The following is a 24,720-nucleotide window of genomic DNA, read 5'->3' on the forward strand; positions in this document are numbered from 1 at the left end:
CCGGAAACTCTAGCCTCCGGCGGTCCAAAGAATGGGGGCGGATCAACAGGCCGGAAACTCTAGCCTCCGGCGGTCCAAAGAATGGGGGCGGATCACGCGATCGGAATTTTCCAGCTCCGGGTGGCCTAGAAACGGGTAGCGCTTCAGTTGCTGCTACTGGTGGCTCTCACAACTCGACCCTGAACGAGGCTCAAGGGGCGGATACGGTGTCGCTCAACAGCACCAGCTATCTGCCCCCCCCCCCCCCCATAACCATAACCTGCAATTTCCCGCTGTGGCCTCTACCACGGGCGTGGCCGCGGCCGGTGCCGCACTGGGACCGGCTGCCCCCAATCAGTTCTTCTCCGGCCCGATCAGCGACGCCACCACCACCTTCAGTCCCCTGGCCCTGGGTTCTGCCCATGGCACTGGGGCAGCGCATGAGAACCGCCAGCCCTATCTTGTCCTCAATGCCTGCATCGCCTGGGACAGGGACTATCCCGACCTGAACTACGGAGGCACCCATGCCGTTGTGCTGGGTTTCCCGAAAGGCAGCCTTGTGGGGCTGCCCCTGTCGTCCCGGGGGTGCATGTGCGTCCGGCCCGGACCACGGATCTGCCTTTTCTGCGCCATCTGTACCGGGTGGGGCGGACAGGGAACTGGATATCCTCAACTGGCCGGAGGCGATGCGGCGGGATTTCTGCCGCACGCCGTTTGAAGCGCGGCGTCTGGATTATACCAGCCGCTACCCCAAGGCCTGGTTCCTGCTGCTGGAGCAGCGGCGGGAACCGGCGGGCAGGCTTTATATCGACCTGACAGGGCCATCGCTGCATCGGATCGATATTGCGCTGTTGCCGGCTTTTCAGGGGCGGGGGATCGGAACCGGTATCCTGCGGGCCCTGCCCGGACCAGGCGCAAGGGGAGGGCAAGCCCCTGTCGCTGCATGTCCAGCGCGGCAATGACGGGGCCGCCGCCCTTTACCGCCGGCTGGGCTTCACCCTGGCCCGGCCAGGGGCCACCCATGATCATTTCACTTGGGCGGCAGGGGAAAGCCAAGGCCAACCTGCGGCCGCCAGCCACGAATGATCTTGACTGTATCATGGTAAACTTGTCATGATGCGAGAAATTTTTCAGTCGGCCGCAGCCTTGGGTATGCGGTCATCAAGCTTCTAAACTTCCGTCAGGACTATCATGGACAACACCAATACCCAGCCGGATCAACAGTCCAAGGCCGAATGGAAGGCCCCGGAATTGCGGCGTCTGGATATCAACACCGAGACACTCGTAGCCTTTTCCGGCAATCCTTCTCCTGATGGCAACTGGGGCCTGGGTGCTACGTCCTGATCCGGTGGGTGTTCCTCATCCCGTCTGCAAAGCGGAGAGGCTGCGCCCATGACGGCCATTGCCGGTCTGTGGCAGCATGATGGTGTTGTTCATACAGCCGAGCTTGTCACGCGTATGGGGGCGGCCCTTGCCGCCTATGGCCCGGCCCGGGCCGGAATCAGTGACATCTCCGCAGCCGGTCTGGCCCTGACCTGCCGGCAATCCCACATCACCGATACGGATATGATTGACCGCCAGCCCCTGTGGGATGGGGATCGGCGTATCTGTGTGGCGGCGGATGCCCGCATCGACAATGCCGCTGAACTGGCGCCTGACTTCGGCTGGGCGGCCGCGGAGGGGGAGCGCTGTTCCGATGCAGCCCTGATCCTGGCCGCCTACCGCCGCTGGGGACCGGACTGTGTGGGCCGGCTGACCGGCGATTTCGCCTTTGCCCTGTGGGATGACCAGGAACAGCGTCTGCTGCTGGCCCGGGATCATTATGGTGGCCGGCCGCTGTTCTTCGCCCACCGGCCCGGCCTGTTCGCCTTTGCGTCCATGCCGAAGGGGCTGTTCGCCCTGGGCGAGTTTTCCAATGCCCTGGAGGTAACCGAACTGGGGGCCTATGTGGCCCTGCTCCCGCAGGAAGGAACACAGACCCTTTACCGTGACCTGTCACGGGTACCGCCGGGCCATTATCTGCTGGTTCAGGGGGAGCGGCGGCGGCTGGTGCAATATTGGCCGGGCCAGTTCAAGGAACCGGCCCGGTCGGGGGATTACCGGGAGCATGTGGAGGAGTTCGGCCGGCTTTATACCCAGGCGGTGCGCGCCTGTCTGCGCGTGCGGCCCGGCGGCGGCATCGGCAGCCATCTGAGCGCCGGGTATGACAGCGCCTCCGTCACGGCCCTGGCAGCCCGGGAACTGTCTGCCCAGGCAAAAGGACTGACAGCCTTCACGGGAGCCCCGCGTGACGGTTTCACCGGCCCTTACCCCTCTGCCCGTGTGATCGATGAATCCGGGGTCGCCGGCGAGGTGGCCCGCCGTTTCAGCAATGTCGAGCATCGCATCATCCACGCGGGTCCGGACGGCCCGCTGCGGGACCTGGAACGGACATTGCCCTATCTGGAGACACCGTTACTCAATATCTGCAACCTGGGCTGGGCGCGGGTCATCGAAGAGACGGCGGCCCGCAGCGGCATCAAGGTGCTGCTGATCGGTGCCATGGGCAATCTGACGGCCAGTTTCGAGGGCCAGATTCATCTTGCCCGGCTGTTCCGGCAGGGCCGCTGGTGGCAGTTGGCCATCCTGGCGCGGGGTCTGATGCGGGAAGGCGCCGGGTGGCGCATGGTGGCCTCCGCGGCCCTTGGCCCCTATCTGCCGGATTGGGTTCGCCGGCTGCGGCACCGGAACAGGCCTGGTGTTTTCGCCCATACGGCCCTGTCCCCGGCCTTCGCGGCTTCGATGGATATGGACAGTCTGGCGGCCGCCCGGGGCTCTTTCCCCCCCAGGTTCAGCGACAGCCGGACGGCGCGCCTGTTCATGATACGTCTTGCCGACCCGGGCGTTTACCACCATGCCAGCCTGGCCGAACATGGCGTCGATATCCGTGATCCGACCGCCGACCGTCGGCTGCTGGATTTCTGCCTGACGATTCCGGAGGGTTTTTTCATCCGGAATGGTCGGCGCGCCTCGCTGTTCCGCGATGCCATGGCGGGTTTGCTGCCCGATACCATGCTGAACCGCCGGATCCGGGGCGTACAGGCGGCGGACTGGTACGAAAAGGTGGTCGCCAGCCGTGACGCGATGGCGATGGAGCTGGCGCGGCTTCGATCGTCCCCCATGGCGTCGCGCGTTCTCGATCTTGACCGGCTGTGCCGGCTGGTGGCCGATCTGCCCGACCCGGCGACCCCACCCGAGCAGATACCGGCAGAGCGGTTTACAAGCCCGGACGGCGACATGGCCTATCGTCTGGCCCTGCTGCGCGGCCTGTCCGTGGGGCGCTTCATCCGTATGGTGGAAGGTGGCAACGGCTGAGCTGTGTTTTCGGTTCCCTCAGGCCCCCACCAGCCCTTCCAGCATGTCTAGCATCTCGCCCAGGTCGGCAAAATCGGCCGTGCGCACCAGTTCCCAGACGGGTACGTGCGCCGCCAGCCGCGTTGCCGCCGACAGGACATGCCCGCGTCCATGCAGGGCGTCGGCCAGATACGCCCGGTAGGTCATGGCGTCCAGCACCGCCGCCGCATGGGGCCGGGGCCAGCGGGTCAGGACGGGCCGCCGGGCCGCCGGGTCGGGCCGCAGATGCACGATGGTGGATAGCGGCCGGGGGACGGGATCAAAGGCAGCCAGCATCGGCACATGCCACTTTCCGGCCTTGCGGCCCACGGGCTGCTGTCCCTCCTGGCCGATGTCCAGGGCGCTGCGGCTGCTATCCCACAGTTTGACCACGGGAAAGCAGGGCTGTGCCAGACCCGTGTCCGGATCGACGACCAGCACATCATCTCCCAGCAGCCTGTGCCCCCGCTGGACCAGGGCCGTGGCCATGGTGGACTTGCCAGCCCCGCTATTGCCGACAATGGCCAGCCCGCCATTGCCGGTCCGGATGGCACAGGCATGCAGGGGGAGCACCCCGCGCTGATGGCAGATCACCCCCAGGCCAGGGCCCAGCAGCCAGGTCTGGATCTCGGGCCAGAGCACACCCGGTGCTGGATCGACAATGATGTCGCGTCCGCCTGTCAGCCCGATGCGCACGCAATCCGGGATGTCGATCACGGTACGGCCATCAGCACCCACCTGGATTCCGTCCCGGTCCAGCCGCAGCGGCACCGGTGGCGGCGGCACCGGACCCTGGCGCAAGGTGATGTCTGCCACCGCCCCGACCGCCGGCGCAGAGCAGGGAAAAAGATGCGGCAGCGGGATTTCTGTTGCCAGGGTCCAGCCGCTGATCCGGTAATGATGCATCAAAGGGTCCTTGGCGGGGCATAGAGACAAGCATGGGGGTGAAACCGGTGGCTTCCGCCCCGCCAATGACAGGTTCCCCACCCGTCCCCAGCCCGGCATGGGCCGTCAGGTTTCCATTATGCAGATCGCCGCCGAACAGGATATGCCCGGCGATCCCCCGGCGTGCCAGCACATCCGCCCCGCCACGCAGCGGACCAGACAGGTGCTGTGCCAGGGCAGGCGGATGGACATGGCATCGACGGTCCCTCCGACAGCCTGCGCCCGTGCCAGGACCGGGGCCGGCTGCAGATCGGATCTGGCCAGCGCCGAACCGGGATCCGCGATCCCGCCGAACAGGCGGGCCAGCAGGCGAAAAGGCAGGCGGAGCACCAGCAACCAGGCAATGCACAGCGCCGGCACCGCTTCCAGCCGGAACAACCGGCTGCGCAGCCGGCGGAGGGGACCGGCCCTGTTCACGCAGCGACTTTCACCAGCCCCTCGCCGGTCATGCTGTCCAGAAGACGCAGCACATCCGCTGTGATCACATCCAGCGGGGAGGCATAGGCCTGTTCCAGGATCACGCAGAGATCACCCACCCGTACCGGCTGTTCAAGCCGCCTCCAGATATCGTTGCCGATCGCATCCAGTGTGAAATAATGACCGCTCTGCACATCCATCATCACCAGCTCATTGTCGATCTCACTGACCAGACAATGATCGGCCCGAACCAGCACGGTGTCGATTGTCACCATCTCCAAGCACCTTCAGCCATCCTTGCCACCCCGTCCGCTGACTGGGCTGCCACCTATTGTTATCGGATAAAGCCGTGGGATAAACGAACCAACCCGCTCCAATGCGGATGCTGGACGAGGAGCTGGGGACGTATGCGACGATTTTCAGGGAAATACATTCTTGAAGGAATAATAGGAAACGGATTACAAATATGGGAAGCTGATAAAGGATAAATATGATGACCAGTTTTTCGGAGAAAATATTTTCGATACTATCTGTATCTGAATGGAGTGAACGATTTTCCAAACGTCAACTTTGTCATATGCCGGCCGTATTTCCTGAAAGCGCTGGCCTTATATCATGGGGGTGGCTGGAGGATTTCCTGAACCGGGAATATACCCGTCCCGAGCTTTTCCGTTTTTTCATGAGTGGACGGCCCATTGAGCCCAACCGGTTCGGCCTGATCGACGGGAAAGGGCAGTTGGACCGGAAGGCCCTGCGGCCTTTGCTGACCCAGGGCATTACCGCCATCTTCAACGGTTTGGACAGTTCATCGGGCTATTTCTGGGAAGAGGCCGTCAAGTTGGAGCAGGCCCTGGGGGCCGTGGTCAGCATCGATGCGATCGGCTCCTTTGGCACGGTGTGCGGCCTGCCCCCCCATTATGATGACCGAGACCTCATCATTGTGCAGGTCGCGGGGCGCAAGCGCTGGAAAATATTGGGAACCCCGGTTGAGGGGCCCTGGCGCAAGCGTACAATGTCCGTGCCTGACACGGTCACGGATGAGTTCGTGATGCAGGCAGGCGACATGCTGTTCTTGCCGGCCGGCCTTTATCATCAATGTGTTCCCCTGGAGCCATCCCTGCATCTGGGGGCACTGATTACGCGTCCCTGCGGCGCTGACCTGCTGAAGACGGTGCAGCAGCAGTGGGAGGCGACCGATCCGGAATTGGCATCGCGGCTGTATGTGGGCGACGGGGAAACCGACTTTCAGCAGCAGGATGCCCGGTTGAAGGAGGCGTTGATCCGACTGGTCCAGGAAATGGATGTTACTGCCCTGACCCGCGCCTGGCTTGCCCAGAAACAGCGGCCGGTGCGTGCCGGCCTGCTGGGCGCAGGCAAAAAGGCGGACGATGGGCGGTAGGCTGGTCCCCCCGATGATTTCGGCCAGCCGGATCGAGGAGACCCCTTTGTCGGATTGCAGGATGAATCACAGGGCCAGCTAGCCAAGTGCGCAACGGCAGCTTGGTTGCGTGCAGCGGCGTCCGTGTCGTCACCGTAAATTGCTGTCGGCAATCCTGGTCGGAGCATTGGTGAAGCCCTGTGCAGCGCCCGGCGACCCGTGTCTCGGCGGGCCAGACCATCATCTCAAGTAGCCGGCGGCAGCGATCATCATCCGAAAACGCAGCCCACGCCGGCAGCGGAAGAAGGTGGAGATGCTGTTCGCCCACCTCAAGCGCATCTTGAGGCTCGACCGACTGCGACCACGCGGTCCGAACGGCGCTCGTGACGAGTTCTACCTCGCCGCCGCAGCGCAGAACCTCAGGAAGCTCGCTAAGCTTCTCCCGAACGGACCGCGGGCCATAGCAGCCTGAGAAGGAGAGATTGCGCGTCCGACGCGGGTGCCAATGTCGCCACACTCCAACACCGACTTTTTCAACGGTATCGGCGCATATGTGCCTGAGTGCAACGCCTCGCTCATGTCGGCTTTCGGGCCGCGGCCGTTGCGCGATCAATGGCCGACAAGACGGCGCAAAGCGGACGTCTCTGAGGGGGCACTTGAGGGGCTGCTAAGGGAGATCAGCCGACGTCCTTCGGCCTCGCCCATGCGATCGGTCTCGCCGTCTGGCATTTCAGGAAAAATAAGGGCTGACAACGCATTGAAGCGTCGTCAGCCCTTGATTTTCTGGTCCGCGCCAACCTTTGGCTGCCATTGAGCCAAACTATGGCGTCAAATGCTCAACCTTTGGGTGGCACGACAACGACAGCCACCTCGCTCTTGATCTCCGACCCAAAGTTTTATTCCAGAACAAGCCACGAATGGCCATTCGGACCCAAAGTTATGGTCCAAACGGATCCAATGTTCCGCATCATCCAAATGTATATGCGCGGATAGGTGGCATGCCGCTAGCTGGGGGTGCGATTCAGGTTCCGTTCGTGGGCCTCGGAGTTACAGGGCTGACCCGTCCGCGATCCCCGCCTCGATCCAGGCGCGTGTTTGCTCCAGGATCTCGTCCGACAGAGCGGGGTCATCAATGGCGCGGGCGAGGATGACGGCGCCCACCATCGCCGACCAGCTGCCGATCGCGGTGCACCGCCTGTCGGCCGGATCCGCCGCTGGGAGTGCTGCCTCGATACGGGCGATCTGCGAGCGAAGCCCTTCCGTCATCGCCGCGCGTGCCGCCGGGGTCTGGTGGCGTATGGCGGCGGCAAGTCCCGCCGTGGGGCAACCCGCAGCTGGGTTGTCGCGATGGCGCGGCGACAGATAGGCCTCGAGATAGGCGCGGATATCGGTTTTCCCGCCGACATCCGCCGCGAGGACATGGGCCAGCGTCTGCGCGACCAGATCGTCCTTTGAACTGAAATGCCCATAGAAACCGCCGTGGGTGAGCCCGGCGGCCTTCATCACCTCGGCCACGCTGACGGCGTCGAAGCCCCGGTCGCGAAACAGCGAGCTGGCGACGTCGAGGATGCGGCGGCGGTTCTCCGCCATCTGCTCGCGGCTGACCTTCATTGCAAATTCCTCCGGCGCGTCATTGACAGTTATATGATGCCTATCATATTTAGATTCAATCATGATGATCATCATGTTTGTGCATCCACGTTGAAAAGAGAGCAACCCATGGCCGCCCATCCCTCCGTTCTCGTCACCGGCGCCTCCACCGGCATCGGCGCGGCTTATGCCGAGCGTTTCGCTCGCCGCGGGCATGACCTGGTGCTGGTCGCCCGCAACACGGCGCGCATGGAAGCGCTGGCGGCTCGCCTGCGCGAAGAGACCGGCGTGGCGATCGACATCGTAACGGCAGACCTGACACAGCCCGCCGACCTCGCGGCCGTTGAGGCCCGCCTGCGCGACGACGCCCGCATCGGCATCCTCATCAACAATGCCGGTACCGCCATTGGCGGCAGTTTCATCGTACAGAGCACCGAGGATGTCGCGCAGCTGCTCGCCCTCAACACCACCGCCGTGCTGCGGCTCGCCAGTGCCATCGCCCCGCGTCTGGCACAGGCCGGCGCCGGCGCGATCGTCAATATCGGCTCGGTGGTCGGGATCGCACCGGAATTCGGCATGACAGTCTATGGGGCCACCAAGGCTTTCGCACTGTTCCTGTCGCAGGGGCTCAGCCTCGAGCTCGGCCCGAAGGGCGTCTATGTCCAGGCGGTGCTTCCCGCCGCCACGCGCACCGAGATCTGGGGGCACGTCGGCGCGGACGTCGACACCATGGCCGGGGTGATGGACGTCGAAGAGCTCGTCGACGCGGCGCTGGTCGGCTTCGACCGCCGCGAGGCGGTCACGATCCCGCCGCTGCCCGATGTGGAGCAGTGGAACGCCTATCAGGCCGCGCGTCAGGCCATGCTGCCGAACACCCGCCAGGAACACGCCGCGGCGCGTTACCGCACGGCGGACTGAGCCTTCGCCCAACCGAGCCCAGCCACGGCCCGCCCACCAGAGGCGGACTCGGCCGCACCCCAGAGAGCTGACCCTCATGAAGGCCTTCATCCTCGACAAATACAAGAAGGGCGGCGCCCTGCGCTTTGGCGATAGGCCGGAGCCGGAATTGGCGGATGAGGATGTCCTGGTGGACATTCATGCCGCCGGCCTGAACCCTCTGGATTCCAAGATCCGCGACGGCGCCTTCAAGCCCCTCCTTCCCTATCGCCCGCCTTTCATTCTGGGGCATGACATGGCGGGACGGGTAGTGCGGGTGGGCGCGAAGGTCGGCCGCTTCAAGGCGGGGGACGAGGTCTATGCCCGCCCGCGCGACGGCCGGATCGGAACCCTCGCGGAGCGGATTGCCGTCCATGCGGACGATCTCGCGCTGAAGCCAAGGAACCTGACCATGGAGGAGGCGGCCGCGGTTCCTCTGGTCGGGCTCACCGCCTGGCAGGCCCTCGTCGACCGCGCCGGTCTGCGCAAGGGGCAGAAGATCCTTATCCATGCGGGCTCGGGCGGCGTCGGGACATTCGCCATTCAACTGGCCAAGCATCTCGGCGCGACGGTCGCGACGACAACCAGCACCGCCAATGTCGATCTGGTCCGAAGCCTCGGCGCCGATGTCGTCATCGACTACAAGACGCAGGACTTCGAGACGCTCCTGTCGGGTTACGATGTCGTCCTGAACAGCCTCGGCGACGCCACGCTCCAGAAGTCCCTGAGCGTACTGAAGCCCGGCGGGAAGCTGATTTCCATCTCCGGCCCGCCGGACCCCGATTTCGCCCGGCAGAAGGGGCTGAACTGGGGGCTGCGGCAGCTCATGCGCCTTCTGAGCTTCGGCATTCGCCGGAAGGCGAAAGGCCGGGGCCTCGCCTATTCCTTCCTGTTCATGCGGGCGGATGGCAGGCAGTTGAGCCAGATCACGGCGCTGATCGAGGCCGGGGCCATTCGCCCGGTCATGGACCGGGTCTTCCCGTTCGGCGCGACCAATGACGCCTTGGCCTATCTCGACACCGGACGGTCCAAAGGCAAGGTCGTCGTCAAGCTGAAGTGACGGCGGTTTCGCCTTCCCCTGACGCATGGCCGGCCCTTCGACGCCGGCCGGCGGTGACTAGTTGGGCCGCGATGGCGGCCCCGTTCCCTCGTCCGCAAACCGGATCAGCAGCTATGTCCTCACACTCTCCGAAAACCGCACTTGTGACCGGTGCGTCGTCCGGCATCGGCCGGGCGAGCGCCGAGGCCCTGGCGCGGGCCGGCTTCACCGTCTTCGGCACCAGCCGCAAGCCGGGCGAAACCGCCCCGAGCCCGATCACGATGCTGACCTGCGATGTGACGGATGAGGCCTCCGTCGCCGCCCTGGTGTCGGAAGTGCTTGCACGCACCGGGCGCATCGATGTTCTCGTCAACAATGCCGGCGTCGGCATGTTCGGGGGCGCCGAGGAATCCTCGGTCGCGCAGGTTCAGCGCCTTTACGACGTCAATCTGTTCGGCGTTGTCCGGGTCATCAACGCGGTGTTGCCGTCGATGCGGACACGCGGGCAGGGCCGCATCATCAATCTCAGTAGCGCGCTCGGGTTCATCCCCGCGCCGTACTCGGCCCATTACGCCGGAAGCAAGTTCGCCGTTGAGGGTTATTCCGAGTCGCTCGATCATGAGGTCCGCGCCTTCAATGTCCGCGTCTCCTTGATCGAGCCCGGCACGGTGACGGGCCGTTTCGACCAGAGCGCGCTGGAGCCCGACACTAAGATGGCGGAGTATGATGGTGGCCGCGCCTGGGTGCATGACTTCATCCAGAAGTCGCTGCCGACGGCGGTTACGCCCGAAGAGGTGGCGGAGGCCGTGCTACGGGCGGCGACGGCGCCCCGCCACAGGCTGCGCTACCCCGTCGGTAAGGTGGCGAAGCAGGTGAGCCTGCTGCGCCACCTCATGCCCGCACGGCTGTTCGATAAGGCGCTGCGCCAGCAATTTGGCCTGCCCAGTTGAGGCAGTTAAAGCTTCGCGCCTGCTGTGTGCTGGTAATACTGAAGGTGACCAGAACCGGGCGCGAAGCTAGAATGTGCTGACGTATGCAGGAACTCCGGTTAGAACGGGGTGACGTTCGACCTTGGAAGGACGGTTGCTGGTATTTGACGCTTTAGCTTCTGGCGCAAAGGTAACTATCTGCCTTTTCTAACCAATGTCCGCTTTTGGGATTTTCCGCCGCTCCGGCCAACGACCGGGATGGCGGCGCTTTGCTGACGGACGGCTCCGGGGCCGGTGGCAGACCGTCCGCTATTGGGGTACTTCAAACGAGAAGCTGCCATGTCGCCGATGAATGTCGAGGCTGAATTGCCTCTTCGATGACCCTGCCGGTCTCCGCGTCAGGGGGAGCAATACTTCTGCGTTTCGGCCGAGAGCGCATCTGCCCGATGATGCGATGGAACACGCCATTTAATGACCCCGGGCGCTGCCGACCTACGGCTTGAGGCTGGCGTCGAGGGCGGGGGCGAAGCCTTTGAAGGAGAGCGGCAGTGTCACCGGGCGGCGGGCGCCGTCCTCGAAGGAGAAGCTGCCGGCACCGGCAGCGGCCTTCAGCGCCTGCACCGAGGCGGCATCCAGCTCGGCTTCAGCGAAGCACCCCTGCGGGCAGCGGGTGAAGACCAGCTGCAGCGGCTTGGCCTTTTCGCTGACCTGCACCTTCACCCCGGCCGGCAGCCAGACCCCGGCGGGCAGTTGCACCACCAGCCGCAGCGGCGCCTTGGCATCGGCACGACCGACCGCGACGCTGGCGATCAACCCCTTGCCCTGCGCCTGGATGTTCTGCACCACCTCGCACGTCCGCCCAGCGTCACCTGCCACGCAGCGCACCACCCAGTCCTCATAGGTGGCGGTGGTGAGGCCGGGCCGCGCGGTCGCCGGTGCTGTCGGCTGCTGCGCCGACGCCGTGCCGGCAAGGCTGAGGCCGGCCAGCAAGCCCGCCAGCATGAGGAAACGATGCGTCATCTTGCAGCTCGGTCACGAGAAAGCGGATCGGAGGGCCGGCGCCGTTCTCTCAGAACTTGAGAGAGAACTGCGCGCTGAAGGTGTTCTGGTTGGCCTGGTCGGCCAGCTGGCCGGAATAGTTGAACTGTAGCGCCGCACCGTCGGACAATTGGTAGCCCAGCCCGAGCCCGACCAGCGCCACATCCTCGGCAATCGGCACGCCCTGGATGGTGAAGGAGGTGGCGCCGCCATTGGCGAACAGCATGTCGGCCGACGAGTTGGTGTCGCCGAAGGCATGCTGCCAGCCCAGCGTCGCGCTCGTGGTCAGGGTGCGGCCCGCCACGGTGAAGCTGGTCGCCGCCCGCACGCCCAGCGTGGAGTAGAACGTGCCCTGCGAGGCCCCGTCCACCGCCAGCGCCGAGGCGAGAGTGCCGCTCTCGGTGAAGCTGTCGCCGGAGATGTGGACATAGGCGAGGCCGACAAAGGGCTCGAAGGCATAGGCCCCGACCGACAGGTCGTAGCCGATCTCGCCGAACAGCTGGGTGGTGCCCAGCGTGTAGTCGCCGTCCTGGGAACCGTAATAGCCCGGGAACACCACCGAGCGCGACACCGAGATGTCGTGCCAGGTGTAGGAGGCGCCGCCGCGCAGCGCGAGCGCGTCGAACTGCGCGCCGGCATAGAGGCCGATGTCGTAATTATCCATCGTGCCCTGCGAGGAGCGGCCATCAATGTCGAACGAGGTCCGGCTGTAGCCGCCGACGAGGCCGACCCGCACATTGTCGAGCACGGCGACATCGACGCCGCCGAACACGCCGCCGACCGTGGTGTTGACCGAGGCGGCATTGGCATTGCCCGAGACCTCGCCCCAGCCGCCGAAGCCTTCCGCCCACAGAGTGGGGGTGAAGCCCTGGCCGAGCGCGGCTGTCGCCGGCCCTGCCGCCTTGGCGGCATAGGACAGCGCCCCGGCGGACGGCGCGGTGAGCGACTGGCGCAGCCGGCTGCCGACCGTGTCACGCAGATAAATCGACTGCTGCTGGATCACCGTCTGGGCCGAGGCGTAGGCCTCGCCCGAGAGCTGGTTGAACACCGGCGTCACCGCCCCTTCCGGCAGGGAGAAGATCGCCTCGAACAGGGTGTTCCCGGAGCCCAGCGCCTGCGCCGCGACGGCCACCTTCGCCTCGTTCGACGTGCGCGCATAGTCGACAAAGTCCTTGCCGTTGCTGACCAGCGTCAGGAACACGTTCTGCGCGTCATAGGTCAGTTCCGGGGTCAGGAAGGCGAAGTTCGAGGTCGCGGGGCCGAAGGTGCCGGTCAGCGTGCTTGATGTGGAAAGGATGGTGATCGTGCCCATCGAGGAATACTGCCCCGAGGTCGCCACCACCTCGACGCCCGCATCCGAGGACAGCGTCACCGCTCCGGTGGCGGTGATCAGGTCGTGCGCGCCGTCCGCCGTGATGTCCACCGCGTAGGTCGAGCCGGCATTGAAGGCCACCGGGCCGTTCACGGTGAGCGTGCCGGGCGAGTAGCCCGGCGCCACCGTGCCGCCGCTGTTCACCGTGAGGCCGCCAATGCTCGCCGTGCCGCCGAGCACGCCGCCCTCATTGAGGGTGAAGTGCGAAGTGTTGCTCGACCCAGACGCCAGCTGGACGAGCGTATCGTCCGCCGTCACCGCGCCGCTATACGGCCCCGAGAACAGCACCGTGCCGCCGCCGGTGAAGCTCACCGTGCCGTTGCCGGTGACCGCGTCGGTGAAGGCGTAGGTGCCGGAGCGGTTGAACACCAGGTTGGCATTGTTCACTACGTCGCCGGCGAGGGAACCGGTGGCGCCGCCATTGCCGATCTGCAGCGTGCCGGTGGTGATGGTGGTCACGCCGGTGAAGGTGTTGGTCGCGGTCAGGATCAGCAGGCCGTCGCCGGTCTTGGTCAAGCCGCTGGCGCCGGAGATCACGCCGGAGAGGGTCAGCGCCTGCGCCGGGTCCACCTCGAACGTGCCCGCCGTGGAGGCGGTGCCGTCCAGCACCACCGCCCCGCCAAAGTCAAACGTGCCGCTGGCGCGGAACGTGCCGGCCTCGCCGACCGTCAGCCCGCCGCTGCCCAGTGCGCTGGCCGCGTCGACCCGCAGCGTGCCGGCGGTGATGGAGGTGCCGCCGGAATAGGTGTTGGCGCCGGTCAGGTACAGCGTGCCGCTGCCCGCCTGCACCACCGCGCCGCTGCCGGAGATCGCCCCCGCCATGGTGAATGCGTCGCTGCGCTTGAACGCCAGCACGCCATTATTGGTCACATCCCCGAGGATCGACCCCGCCGCGCGGCCATTGCCGATCTGCAGCGTGCCGCCGGAAATGACGGTGCCACCGGTATAGGTGTTGGCGCCGGTCAGCGTCAGCGTGCCGGTGCCGGCCTTGGTCAGCCCGCCGGCGCCGCCGAGCACGCTGTCGGCGCCGATGTCGAACCCGTTGGAATCAATCGTGCCGCCGCCCGCCGCGAGCGTGACATCACCGGCATCGAAGCCGAAGAGGAAGTCCTCCTCGGTGGCCGTAGCCCGCAGCGTGCCGCCGTCGAGGGTGATCAGTCGGGTCCCCGGCGAGTAGTCCTGGTAGAAAGAGCTGGCCGCCATGGTGCCGCCGTCCTCGACGGTGATGCTCGCATCGGTGCCGTAAGAGCCCATGGAGACCGAGTTGGTGCCAGCATCCCACAGCGAGCCGGCGCCCGTCACCGTGATGGCGCCCGTGCCGTAGTAGGAAAGGGCCATTGTGACATAGCCGCTCAGCACCGTGCCCCCATCGGCGACCGTGACGATGCCCTCGCCCGCGACCCCGACAGTGAAGGAGCCGCCCGCCAGGTCCAGCGTGGAACCGGCACCCGTCACCGTGACGATACCCTGCGCTCCTTGGCTGATACCGAGAGCGGCCGATGCGCTCGACACCTTGCCGCCGGCGGCGACAATGAGCGTGCCCTTGGCATTCCGATCATCGCCGACCCTCAGAGAGCCGCTATTGGTCCAGCTGGAGCCGGCGCCGGTCACCGTTGCCGTGGACATAACCGTCGCATACTGCCCGATCGTGCCGTACGTGCCGGTCACCGAGCCGCCATGGGAAATGGTCATCGCGCCCACGCCGGATCCGCCGACGGTCACCCCGCCCGAGCTGGTGACGGCCGAGTCCCCCCCCGTCACCGTGAGCGAGCCCGACGAGCCGTCTCTTGAGCCGACCGCGACGAAGACGGCGCTCGCCGCGCCGCCGTCGGATATGGTCAGCGTGCCCGCGCCCTCACGGCCCACGACGAGACCTTCCTGGAGGGTCAGGTTCGATCCCGCGCCCGTCACCGTGGCCGTGCCGTCCGATCCGCTTCTGTGTCCGAGCGAGGCCGCGAACGCCGTCACGGTCGCGCCATCGGAAATGGTCATGGTGCCGGTGCCGTAATTGCCGACCAACACCCCTTGCTCAGAGCTGAGAGCGAGGCTCGTGCTCTCCCCGGTCACCGTCAGGGAGCCCGACGTGCCGGCATCGCTTCCGATAATGGGGGCTTGGGCTGTGGAGGTGCCGCCGGAGAAGATGAGCGACCCGTTGGACGCCACCATGTCTCCGCCCAGCGTGTTGTTGCCGGTGAACTCCAGCGTGCCGGCGCTGGCCGTGGTGCCGCCGGAATACGTGTTGTTGCCCGACAGGACCAGCGTGCCGTCGCCAGTCTTCTCAAGGCCGGTGGTGCCGAGAAGTGCCGAGCCGATGGTGGCGCTGGCGTCGGTGGCGACGGAGATGCCCGTCTGGCCCGAAATCGCCGCCAGCGTGATGCTGTCGCCGGAAAGCGCGTAGCCGTCGACGTCGAACTGCATGCCGGTGACGGAAATCACGCCCGGCGCGCCGGCCACGCTCACCGCGCCGCCCGTGCCCGCGAAGATCGCCAATGAGCCGTCCCACGTCCCGGCGGTGGCCCCGGCGGCGTCCGTCCAGTTGGTGTTGGCGGCATTCCACGTGCCCGCCCCGCCGACGACTTCAGCGCCGCCCGGCTGGTCGACCGCGCCGTTCCAGTAGGGGTTGGCAGGGAGCGGCTCGGCATGGCTCGCGGGCGAGGCGAGGCTCAGCGCCGAGATCAACGCCGATGACAGCAGCAGGCCGCGCCGAAACGCGCGCCGCGCCCCGCCGGGGCCTTTGCCGGCTATGGTCGCGACGCTGGAGGCCGCACGGCTACCGACAGTCTCGAAACGCTTCATCTGCACATTCCCACATGGTCCGTAACCGCACACCGAAAGCGAGCCGAGCCGGGAGGCGCGTCTGGCGGAAATGCCGCCGGACGCACATCCAGGATCTGAAGCTCAGCCGGACGGCGCGCGCCCCGCACGATTTCCCGATTTGTTTTGGCTGACAGGCAGAGCTTGCCCGAGGGGCGGCCGGCGGCCACCCCTGGCTGACGCCTTTGCTGTTGCACGATCAACAGGCTGCTGCCGCAAGCGGTCCCGACGAAGCGGGTCGGCCAAACGCCGGCCGCACCGACGCTCGCGCGCAAACACCCCCAGCGTTCTCGTCCTGCATGCCACCCTGCCCGAAGCTCAGCCCTCGCCAACTTCGCGAGTCCCCGCCGTACTATGCGCGATGACCCTGATACCGCGATAGTCTGATGCTGCGCATAGCGCGCCGATAACGTCCCATGAGCGCGCTAAGCACAAAACTGTTGCACATTTGCCGCGCGAGCCGATCTCGCATTTGCGCAATGCGCGCAACGTCGCGTTTCCCAATTTTGGCTAAAAAAGGCATGTATTGAACTGCCAGAGCGCGGTCGAGCCCGACACCAAGAAGACGGCGTGTGATGGCGGTCACACCCGCAGATGTGGCGGAGGCGATGCTTCGGGCGACGACGGCGCCCCGCCACAGGCTCCGCTACCCCGTTGGTAAGGTCGCGGAACAGGTCGGCCTGCTGAGCCGCATTATGCCTGCGCGGCTGTTCGACAAGGCGTTGCGCCAGCAATTCGGCCCGCCAAGTTGAGGGAGCTGCAGCCTTGCTCTTGCTTCGTGCTGGTCATATCGCGGAAGATCAGGACTGGAAGCGAAGCCAGAATGTGATGATGTATGCAGGAAGGCCGGTTGGAACGGGGGTGACGTCCAACCGTGGCAGGAAGGGCGCTGTTATTCGGGCCAATGTCCGTATGTGGACGACCCGCCTACTTCAGCTTCTTGGCGCAAAGCTGCCGACGCGCCCACCTCGCTGATGTCCGCTTTTGGGCCGCCGCCGCTACCAGATCAATGGCCGAGATCGCGGCGCTTTGCTTACAGACGGCTCCGGGGCCGTCGTCAGACTGTCAGCTTCTAGTATCAGGCCAATCAAAGCGGACGTCGTGGTTGACCTACGCGGCATCCTGAAGTGCCCCATCTCTGACAGCCAAGTGTCCGTCGTCGGCTAGCGATCGGGTGCGAAGTAAGCTCAGGGAATTGCCTTTCCCTTCCCGCCCCACATCGTGCAACCCATAGATCGGCAAGTTCCGTGTCACTGCGATCAGGGCATGACCCGCACCGGCCGAGATTTACAGGTGGCGCGGGCTGGAGCGTCTCCCCTTTTGATCGAGGTATTTAGATCAAGCTACAGATGGCGGCCACAGTGCCGCGATCAGAAACCGGATATCTGTCGGCACGCTGGGGAAATCTGCATAACAAAGCGCCGGCATTCCCGATGGCCGAGGAAGGCCGACGACCTACGTCGTCGGCCTTCCTTTCGCTAGGACCACCTCGTCGAAGGCGCGCAAAGGCGCGACACGTGGGCCAGCCCTTTAAAACCTCAGCGAGAACTGAGCGGTCAGGGCGTTCTGCGAGGCATCGCCGGCGAGCTGGCCGGTATAGTTCACCTGCAGGCTGGCGCGGTCGGAGATGTCGTAGGCGATGCCCGCTCCCAGCAGCAGCGTGTCCTCGGCGATCGGAGCCCCGGTCACCTGGAACGGCGTCGATCCGCCCTGGAACAGCATGGTGGCCGCCGACACCGTGTCGCCGAAGGCGTGCTGCCAGCCGAGCGTCACGCTCGGGGTCAGGGCGTAGCCGCCAACCGTTACCGAGGTCGCCGCACGAATACCCAGCGTGCTGTACAGCGTATCCTGCGACGCCAGGCTCACACCGAGCGCAGCGCCCGAGGTCTGGGTGCCGGTCTCAGTGAAGGTTTCGCCCGACAGATGCAAATAGGCGAGGCCCGCGAACGGTTCGAACTCGAACGCGCCGACGGTGAAGTCGTAGGCCACTTCGCCGAACAGCTGCGTCGTGCCGACCGTGTAATCGCCCTCGGTCAGGCCGACAAAGCCGGGGAAGGCAACCGTGCGGTTCACCGAGACGTCGTGCCACGAATAGGACGCGCCGCCGCGCAGCGCGAAGGCGCCGAACTGGCCGCCCGCGTAGATGCCGATGTCGTAATTGTCCATGTCGCCGGACGAGTTGCGGGCATCCACGTCGAACGACGACCGGCTGAAACCGCCGACGAGGCCGGCCCGCACATTGTCGGTCACGGCGACGTCGAGGCCGGCGATGACCCCGCCGATGGTGTTGGAGATGGAGGCGGCATTGCCGTTGCCGGAGGTGTCGCCCCAGCCGCCAAAGCCCTGCATCCACAGCGTCGGGGTCAGGCCCTCGGCGAGCTGCGCAGCTTCCGGCCCCTGGGCTTTCGCCGCATAGGACAGGGCGGTCGCCGTCGGTCCGGTCACCGACTGCCGCAGCCGCGCGCCCACCGCATCGCGCAGATAGGCGGATTGCTGCTGGATCACGGTGTTGATGGAGGGATAGATCTCGCCCGAAAGCTGGTTGTACGCATTCGGGACGGCGTCGGCCGGCAGCGACACGATGGCATCGAACACCGGATTGCCCGCGCCGAGTGTCTGAGCCGCCCCGGCGACCGCGAACTGGTTCGGCGTGCGGGCATAGGAGGTGAAGAGCGCGTCGTTATAGAGCAGCGTCAGGATGATGTTCTGCCCGTCGGATTCGATGCTGGGCGTCAGGAAGGCGTAATCGGAGATCACGTTGGTGAAGCCGCCCGTGATCGTGCCCGAGGTCGAGAGGATGGTGAGGGTCGAGGACGCCGCATAGACGCCCGGCTCTGCGATCACCTCCAGCGTGGTTCCATCGGCGATGGTGACATTGCCGGTGACGATCAGCAGGTCATGCTCGCCGGTGGGGGTGACATCCACCTGGTAGGTCGAGCCCGTCTCCATCTCGAGCGTGCCATCCACGGTCAGCGTTCCCGGCGAATTGCCGGGGGCAATCGTGCCGCCGTTATTCACTTTCGTGCCCAGGACGTTGCCGCTGCCGGCGAGGGTGCCGCCGCTATTCACGGTAACGCCGCCTGCAAGGCTGCCATTGACCAGCAGCTTGCCGGCAATTCCCTGGGTAGAATTAATGGTTGTGACACCGGTGTAGGTATTCTTCGCCGAAAAGATCCAATTGCCGCTCTCGATCGTAACGCCGCCACTTCCGAGCGCGACAACACCCGAAATCGTCTTGGTAGTTGAATCGGCGCCGTTGACATTCAGGGTCAATGTCTTGCCGGAACTCGTAATATTTCCCTGGAGGTCCAAAGCTGTCGAATCACTCATCCGTATCCGTGCATTGTCAGCGAGTGTTATTGCGCCTTGGTAGGTAATCTGGCCGCCTGTGAATTCCAGTGCGCCATCATCGTAAAGGCCGTTGCCACTTATAGTTAGCGGCTCGCTTATCACGCCGCCGCTGGGCAGGTCGAATCGAAGCATGCCGCCGCTTGACACCGTCGTTCCACGCGTTGCGGATCCAAGGCCGCTGGGTTGCTTTACCGTCAGCTTCACGCCGCTTAGAATCGTCGTCTCGCCAGTATATGTATTTTTGCCTCCAAATCCGGATGTATAAAGTGATCCGAGAGGGCCAACATTGACATTGCCGGAGCCAGAAATAACGCCGTTATAATCCTGACCATTAAGGGACAGCGTGCCATTATTATTTATATCGCCGCCAATCGCGCTGAAAATCGGGCCAGCAAGCGTCAGCTCGGCGCCTGCCGCGATCACTGTTGCGCCGGTATAGCCGCTTGTATTGCTGAACACCCAGGACCCGGACGCGATCCCGACTCCACCCGATCCGGTGTTGATCTGGCCCGAGACCGTGTTGATCGCCCCGGTGCTGCTGAACAGATAGAGCGACTTGCCATCACCGGTAATGGTGCCGGTCAGGTTCAGCACGTCGCCGAAACCGCCCGAATTGACGATCGACGCATCCGCCGCAAGCGTGATCGCGCCGGAGACCGTGTTGGTGCCCGCGCTGACGCTGTTGCCACGGAAGCTGGCGAGGGCGCCCGCAGAACCCAGGCCGAAACTCGCGCCGAAACCGGCCAGCGTCAGGGGCTCCGCGACCGTGATACCCGTGCCGTAAAGGCCGAGCGTCGCGCCGCTGGACACCACCGTCCGGCCGGCCGTTGTTCCCAGCGCGGTGTTGCTCGACACCAGCAGCATGCCGGCACTGACCGTGGTCACGCCGGAATAGGTGTTGTTGCCCGACAGCGTCTGCCAGCCCGCGCCGGCCTTTTCCACCGTCCCGGTGCCGGAAATCACTCCGGCAAAGGCGGCGGTGAAGCCGGCCGGATTGAACGCCAGCGCCGCATTGTTGGTGATGTTGCCCACGACCGTGCCGGTGGTGGTGCCGTCGCCGAGTTGAAGCGTGCCGGCGCTGATTTTGGTGTTGCCGGTATAGGTGTTGGCGCCGGTCAGGATGAGCCTGCCGGTCCCCGTCTTCTCCAGGCCCTGCGTGCCGGTCAGCGGCAGGGCGATGGTGGCGACCGTGCTGTCACCCACCACATTGACGTTCGGGATGCCCGAGGTGATGGCCAGCGCCAGCGTATCGCTCACCGTGGCGCCCACTAGCGTGTAGCCCGTGGTCTCGAACCGCAGCCCCTCGGAGGAAACCGCACCGTCCGTGGTGTTCACGGTCACGGTGCCGGCCGTGCCGGCGAACAGCGCCGGCATGGTGTCACTCGACGCCACATTGGCGGTCTTGTCGGGGGGCAGCCAGTTGGTGGTGGGCCCCGCCGTCCATGTGCCGTTGCCGCCCACCACGACGCCCGTTCCTGATGTCGTGGTTCCGTTCCAGTAGAGCCCGTTAAGGTTCACCGAAAGGGTGACGAGATTCGCGGTGGCAGTGGAGAGCACGTACTTGTAGTCGTTGTCGGGAGTCGTTCCGATCGTCAGCCCGGTTCCGGCATAGCTGCCGCTATAGCCGATGAGGGTGTAGGTGCCCGGCGCGATGGTCCCGCTGTCCGCGATGTTCAGCGTGCCGTTCAGCGTCAGGTCGCCGGTGACCGTGATCAGCGCGGTCACGCTGGGCGCGCCCAGCGTGATATTGAGCGCGGAGGTCGCGTTCAGCGACAGGTCGCCATTGATGGTGAATGCCGATTCGCCGGATACCGCAGTGGCCGAAAGGCCGGCGCCGGCGCCGATGGAGGTGTCGCCGCCGAGGGTCGCCGCCAGCGACCCGGCAAGCCCGTTGGACAGCGTGCCGCCGGTCACCGTCCAGGTCGCCGTATCCGTCGGCGTGCCGCCGACGATCCATTTGCCGGTGCTGTTGACGGTGACGCCACTGAACTGGCTGAAGCCCTGCTCGGGGTTGAGAAGGCTGAGGTCGAACGTGCCGCCCGCGCCGGTAAGCTTCAGCGTGGTGGTGCCGCTGCCGACCACATTGCCGTCGATGGTCGCATAGGTCTGGCCGGACGTGCCGCCATTGCCCTGCAGTTCGAGGCTGTTGGTGCCGCCGGTGAACTGGATGGCGTTGCGGGGAGAGAAACTCTTGCTGCTCTGGCCCGCGCGCACCGTGGTGCCGGCAGCGAGGATGATGCTCAGGTTCTCGCCGGCGATGCCGACGCCCGCCGCTCCGGCGTAGTCCGCGCTGGAGCCCACCCCGCCGCTGCCGCCAATCGCCTGCGCCGTGCCGGTGAGCGTCAAGGTGGTGATGGCAGAGCTGTTGCCGGCATAGATGCCGCTTCCGCCCGCCCCGCCATTGACGATGGCATACTGATTCCCGGTCGTCCCGCCGGCGCCGCCCGCGCCGCCCGTGACGACGCCCGAGACGGTGAGCGAGGTGTCCTGCGTGCTCGAGAGATAAAGCCCGCCGCCGCCCGTGCCGCCGGCGCCGGCATAGTTGTAGCCGTATGCGGTGGTATTGCCGCCTGCCCCGCCCGCGCCGCCGGTAAGGCCGATCGTGAGAGTGCCGAGCGCGCCGTTCGCCTCCACCACCGCGCCGAAGCCGCCACCGCCGCCGCCGCCGCCACCGCCGCCATTGTGGTTGTCAGCGGTCGGATCTCCGCCCGTGCCGCCCGTGCCGCCGGCTCCGCCCGTTTGGCTGCTTCCACCTGGGAGAGTCGTCCCCGTAGAGGCATGGGCACCGCCGCCGCCACCGCCACCATAGCCACCGCCAATGGCGATGTAATCGGCGCCATTTCCACCGGCGCCACCGCCTGCGGTGCCGCCAGCGCCGCCGCTGTTGGGAACGGTGGTGCCTGACACCCCCCCGTCGCCGCCCGTGCCGCCAACGCTGCCGGCGCCGCCGCCCGTGCCACCATTATAACCGAGTCCCGTCCCGTCGGTGCCGGCCCCCGTCGAGGCCTGAGCGCCGGAGCCGCCGCCGCCCGTGCCGCCTGCCAGCGTCGGGATGGAACTTTGCGCCCGCGCTACATCCGCCGGCATTGCCACGACGAGGCCAAGTGCGAGGCTGGTGATGAGGCTGGATGAATTCAGTAGCGTCCGACGAAACGCAGGCTGGCGATCCGATGATTTGTTGCCAGACGGATGCCGGGTGCTCAGCCCGTTTTTGTCGTCAAATATGGAGTCGCGCAGCAAGGAGGAGACAGCAATCTTCCGCAACATAAGAACGCCTTTCATGACGCAACCCGGCTTGCAAACTCAAGGCCATTCAGGCGGACGCGTCCGCTTGAATGGCTCCACCCGACACAGCGCTGAAGCCCTCGTCCCGGAAACGAGAAGAATCGTGCTACCGCCCAGTACCACCTACCTGAGTGATCTAGCATGGGCTGCGCCGACGATGCAGCTTCTAAACGAGACGTCAATGCCCTCCGCTTCGCCGGAAAGTGAAAGATTTCGGGGTAACGTGATGTCGATAAACGAGAACTTTGCCGAATCCACTTGTGGCAAAAAAGTGGCGGAGCCGGTTTGAGGGCCTTGGTTACCTTGATGGTATCGGCGCGAAGGTGCGGACGCGCCCACCTCGCTGATGTCCGTGTGTGGACTGCGGCCGATGACAGATCAATGGCCGAGATGGCGGCGCAAAGCGGACGCCTCTGAGGGGGCACTCGAGGGGCTGCTAAGGGAGATCAGCCCACGTCCTTCGGCCTCACCCCTGCGATTGGTCTCGCCGTATGGCATTTCAGGAAAAATAAGGGCTGACAACGCATTGAAGCGTCGTCAACCCTTGATTTTCTGGTCCGAGCCAACCTTTTGCTGCCATTGAGCCAAACTATGGCGTCAAATGCTCAACCTTTGGGTGGCACGAAACGAACATCGGTAATCGTGATCGAACGACTAAGAAGCCGCGTGAAGGCAATGTCCGAAGATCGACCATTGCCGTGAGCCATGGTGTGCGGGCTGGTCATTCAACAATGGTCAGGCCGTCGACAGCTTCTCGACTTCGATTCGTCTTGACCCGGCCTGCACCGTGATTCTCAGGTGCAAAGTCTGGGAAATCCGGGTCACGTTTCGTGGACGATGGGCGACCACGTTGGTGCCGCCGGCCTTCCTGATGCTGTCATAGATCAGCCCGTTGCCCCCGGCGCTCCTGATGGCCTCTCCGAATGGCTGGGATGCCGCGTAGGAGGTCGGATCGTAAAGATCACCGCGCTCCGTCAGTTGGCCGCGGATATCGAGGTAGCTGCCTTCCAGAACGCAGGTGTAGACGCGGTACGTTCGGGTTTCCCTGGAACTCGACCGCGCGACGGCTTCCCGTCTGAGATGGTGCGCCACCTCCACGATGGCAGTATCGAGTTCGGCGGCCGCGTACCACGCGCCGAGTTCCGCCAAATTGAACCTCATCCCGGATGGCGCGACATGAAGGAACGCCGCCATCACGATGCTCGCGTTGGGCTGGCCGAAGACCCACTCGGTGCGATCCAGGCGAGCCAGCCGATCGGCGACGAGACGATCGCTCGTCCAACCAGCGAGATCCATGACCGCTTCCAGATCGGACGCAGTGGCAACGGTGTCGAACACCGAGATGGGAGGGAAGCGGGACGGAATGATCCGATAGGATGGCTCCGGAGCATCCGAGAATCGGTCGGTCACGACCAGGCGATGTCCTCATCCCGATAGGGTTCGAAGTTCTCGTCCACCTGATTGGGCTCCATGTAGAGGCCACCCCGGGCGGCGTCGAGAAAACGCCGGGTCGTCAAAAGGGCGTCCTGCGTTCCGCTCGCCATCACATCGAGAGGGGCCCTGCCTCCGAAGACCCGCGCGCGATGGGGTCCTCGAAGCCACGCGATGCCCTCGGCTTCGGTCTCGTGGAGGATGCGCAGGGCCGACCAGATGCCGAGCACTGCGGAGATGCGGACCAGAATGTCGAAATCGAGGGTGAGGTCGCGATGCTGCTGTACCGCCTTGACCCAATTGTAATAGGTCGAACGCGACGGGCTGCCGAGAATGCGCAGGCGCTGTTCCTCGGTGAGATCCCAGAGGTTGGCGAGCGCAACGAACGTACGCAGGCCAGGGCCACTCACCTCGCGCCGCTTGGCTGGAGTGAAAATCCCATCATCCAGGACCCGGGGTCCCGACGGGACAGCCCGTCCGATCTCGAGGTTTGGCATCACGATCGCCTTTTGTCCAATTCAAGACATAGTCCAAAATTGAACGAAGGGCAATAAGGTCCCTTTTCAGTGTCGGCGGAGTGCCTCCTCGTCTGCGGAAGGTCGCTCGCTCTTCATGAAAAAGGGGCCGTCGCGAAATACGACGGCCCCTTTTGCGGCATCAGTCCAAACTGCAACGAGAGATACTTATTGAGCAACTGGGTCAAAGCAGAAGTGCGTTTGGGTCAAACTGAGCGACCTTTGGGGCAAGCCAACTGATCTGATCCCCGAAAACTGGACCGTTTGAAGCTGGAGTTTTTCGCGCCAAAATCCCTTGGCTGGGAGGAGCGGAGACGATGAAGGCGAGC

General features: G+C 65.0%; 16 protein-coding genes and 2 pseudogenes. 8 read left to right on the forward strand and 10 right to left on the reverse strand.

Annotated elements, in window-relative coordinates:
• Nucleotides 1-1,170 precede the first annotated feature (1,170 nt).
• Nucleotides 1,171-1,323: a hypothetical protein gene (locus J2S76_RS22760; protein WP_307064375.1), complete on the forward strand. Its 153-nt coding sequence runs from the start codon at nt 1,171-1,173 to the stop codon at nt 1,321-1,323.
• 48 nt (nt 1,324-1,371) lie between these two features.
• Nucleotides 1,372-3,333, forward strand: coding sequence for an asparagine synthetase B family protein (locus J2S76_RS22765; protein WP_307064377.1), 1,962 nt, complete (start codon nt 1,372-1,374; stop codon nt 3,331-3,333).
• An 18-nt stretch (nt 3,334-3,351) separates the two neighbouring features.
• Here the strand turns inward: J2S76_RS22765 and J2S76_RS22770 are convergent, their stop codons facing one another.
• From J2S76_RS22770 to J2S76_RS22780, 3 genes are all read right to left on the reverse strand, one after another.
• The gene (locus J2S76_RS22770; RefSeq protein WP_307064379.1) at nt 3,352-4,257 is read right to left on the reverse strand and encodes an HPr kinase/phosphatase C-terminal domain-containing protein; all 906 of its coding nucleotides are present in this window, start codon (nt 4,255-4,257) and stop codon (nt 3,352-3,354) included.
• Nucleotides 4,258-4,362: 105 nt separating this feature from the next.
• The gene (locus tag J2S76_RS22775) at nt 4,363-4,713 is read right to left on the reverse strand and encodes a lasso peptide biosynthesis B2 protein (protein WP_307064381.1); all 351 of its coding nucleotides are present in this window, start codon (nt 4,711-4,713) and stop codon (nt 4,363-4,365) included.
• Nucleotides 4,710-4,988 carry a PqqD family peptide modification chaperone gene (locus tag J2S76_RS22780; protein ID WP_307064383.1) on the reverse strand — a complete coding sequence of 93 codons (279 nt, stop codon included), beginning with the start codon at nt 4,986-4,988 and terminating at the stop codon, nt 4,710-4,712. The genes J2S76_RS22775 and J2S76_RS22780 overlap by 4 nt, the downstream gene beginning before the upstream one ends.
• A 404-nt stretch (nt 4,989-5,392) precedes the next feature.
• Between J2S76_RS22780 and J2S76_RS22785 the strand changes: the two genes are divergently transcribed.
• Nucleotides 5,393-6,112 carry a JmjC domain-containing protein gene (locus J2S76_RS22785; protein ID WP_370874834.1) on the forward strand — a complete coding sequence of 240 codons (720 nt, stop codon included), beginning with the start codon at nt 5,393-5,395 and terminating at the stop codon, nt 6,110-6,112.
• Here the strand turns inward: J2S76_RS22785 and J2S76_RS22790 are convergent.
• A pseudogene (locus tag J2S76_RS22790) lies at nt 6,081-6,419 on the reverse strand (hypothetical protein); the annotation flags it as partial. The gene J2S76_RS22785 and the pseudogene J2S76_RS22790 sit on opposite strands and share 32 nt — an antisense overlap.
• Here J2S76_RS22790 and J2S76_RS22795 point away from each other — a divergent pair.
• Nucleotides 6,381-6,563 (forward strand): annotated as a pseudogene (locus J2S76_RS22795) (transposase); the annotation flags it as partial. The pseudogenes J2S76_RS22790 and J2S76_RS22795 sit on opposite strands and share 39 nt — an antisense overlap.
• Nucleotides 6,564-7,138: 575 nt before the next feature.
• Here the strand turns inward: J2S76_RS22795 and J2S76_RS22800 are convergent.
• Nucleotides 7,139-7,702 carry a TetR/AcrR family transcriptional regulator gene (locus tag J2S76_RS22800; protein ID WP_307064405.1) on the reverse strand — a complete coding sequence of 188 codons (564 nt, stop codon included), beginning with the start codon at nt 7,700-7,702 and terminating at the stop codon, nt 7,139-7,141.
• A gap of 108 nt (nt 7,703-7,810) precedes the next feature.
• On the opposite strand from J2S76_RS22800, the gene J2S76_RS22805 reads away from it, so the two are divergent.
• The 3 genes from J2S76_RS22805 (at nt 7,811) to J2S76_RS22815 (ending at nt 10,606) form a co-directional block, all read left to right on the forward strand.
• The gene (locus J2S76_RS22805; protein ID WP_307064386.1) at nt 7,811-8,599 is read left to right on the forward strand and encodes an SDR family NAD(P)-dependent oxidoreductase; all 789 of its coding nucleotides are present in this window, start codon (nt 7,811-7,813) and stop codon (nt 8,597-8,599) included.
• Between the two features lie 76 nt (nt 8,600-8,675).
• A complete protein-coding gene (locus tag J2S76_RS22810; RefSeq protein ID WP_307064388.1) occupies nt 8,676-9,677 on the forward strand; it encodes an NADP-dependent oxidoreductase in 1,002 nt (333 codons plus the stop codon).
• 113 nt (nt 9,678-9,790) lie between these two features.
• Complete coding sequence (locus tag J2S76_RS22815) at nt 9,791-10,606, forward strand: oxidoreductase (RefSeq protein ID WP_307064391.1); 816 nt, start codon at nt 9,791-9,793, stop codon at nt 10,604-10,606.
• Between the two features lie 471 nt (nt 10,607-11,077).
• On the opposite strand, the gene J2S76_RS22820 is transcribed toward J2S76_RS22815, so the two are convergent.
• Both J2S76_RS22820 and J2S76_RS22825 read right to left on the reverse strand, forming a co-directional pair.
• Nucleotides 11,078-11,605 (reverse strand): invasion associated locus B family protein, encoded by a 528-nt coding sequence (locus tag J2S76_RS22820; RefSeq protein WP_307064393.1) that lies wholly within the window; start codon nt 11,603-11,605, stop codon nt 11,078-11,080.
• Nucleotides 11,606-11,654: 49 nt separating this feature from the next.
• Nucleotides 11,655-15,791 (reverse strand): autotransporter outer membrane beta-barrel domain-containing protein, encoded by a 4,137-nt coding sequence (locus tag J2S76_RS22825; RefSeq protein ID WP_307064395.1) that lies wholly within the window; start codon nt 15,789-15,791, stop codon nt 11,655-11,657.
• A gap of 593 nt (nt 15,792-16,384) precedes the next feature.
• Here J2S76_RS22825 and J2S76_RS22830 point away from each other — a divergent pair.
• Nucleotides 16,385-16,561 (forward strand): Rossmann-fold NAD(P)-binding domain-containing protein, encoded by a 177-nt coding sequence (locus J2S76_RS22830; RefSeq protein ID WP_307064397.1) that lies wholly within the window; start codon nt 16,385-16,387, stop codon nt 16,559-16,561.
• A 778-nt stretch (nt 16,562-17,339) separates the two neighbouring features.
• On the opposite strand, the gene J2S76_RS22835 is transcribed toward J2S76_RS22830, so the two are convergent.
• From J2S76_RS22835 to J2S76_RS22845, 3 genes are all read right to left on the reverse strand, one after another.
• Complete coding sequence (locus J2S76_RS22835) at nt 17,340-22,247, reverse strand: autotransporter domain-containing protein (RefSeq protein ID WP_307064399.1); 4,908 nt, start codon at nt 22,245-22,247, stop codon at nt 17,340-17,342.
• A 933-nt stretch (nt 22,248-23,180) separates the two neighbouring features.
• Nucleotides 23,181-23,855 (reverse strand): RES family NAD+ phosphorylase, encoded by a 675-nt coding sequence (locus tag J2S76_RS22840; protein ID WP_307064401.1) that lies wholly within the window; start codon nt 23,853-23,855, stop codon nt 23,181-23,183.
• Entirely contained in the window at nt 23,852-24,373 is a 522-nt protein-coding gene (locus J2S76_RS22845) for an MbcA/ParS/Xre antitoxin family protein (RefSeq protein WP_307064403.1), read from the reverse strand. Before J2S76_RS22845 ends, J2S76_RS22840 begins: the two co-directional genes overlap by 4 nt.
• Nucleotides 24,374-24,720: the final 347 nt, after the last annotated feature.

The sequence above is a fragment of the Ancylobacter vacuolatus genome (genome assembly GCF_030813595.1).
Taxonomy (GTDB): Bacteria; Pseudomonadota; Alphaproteobacteria; order Rhizobiales; family Xanthobacteraceae; genus Ancylobacter; species Ancylobacter vacuolatus.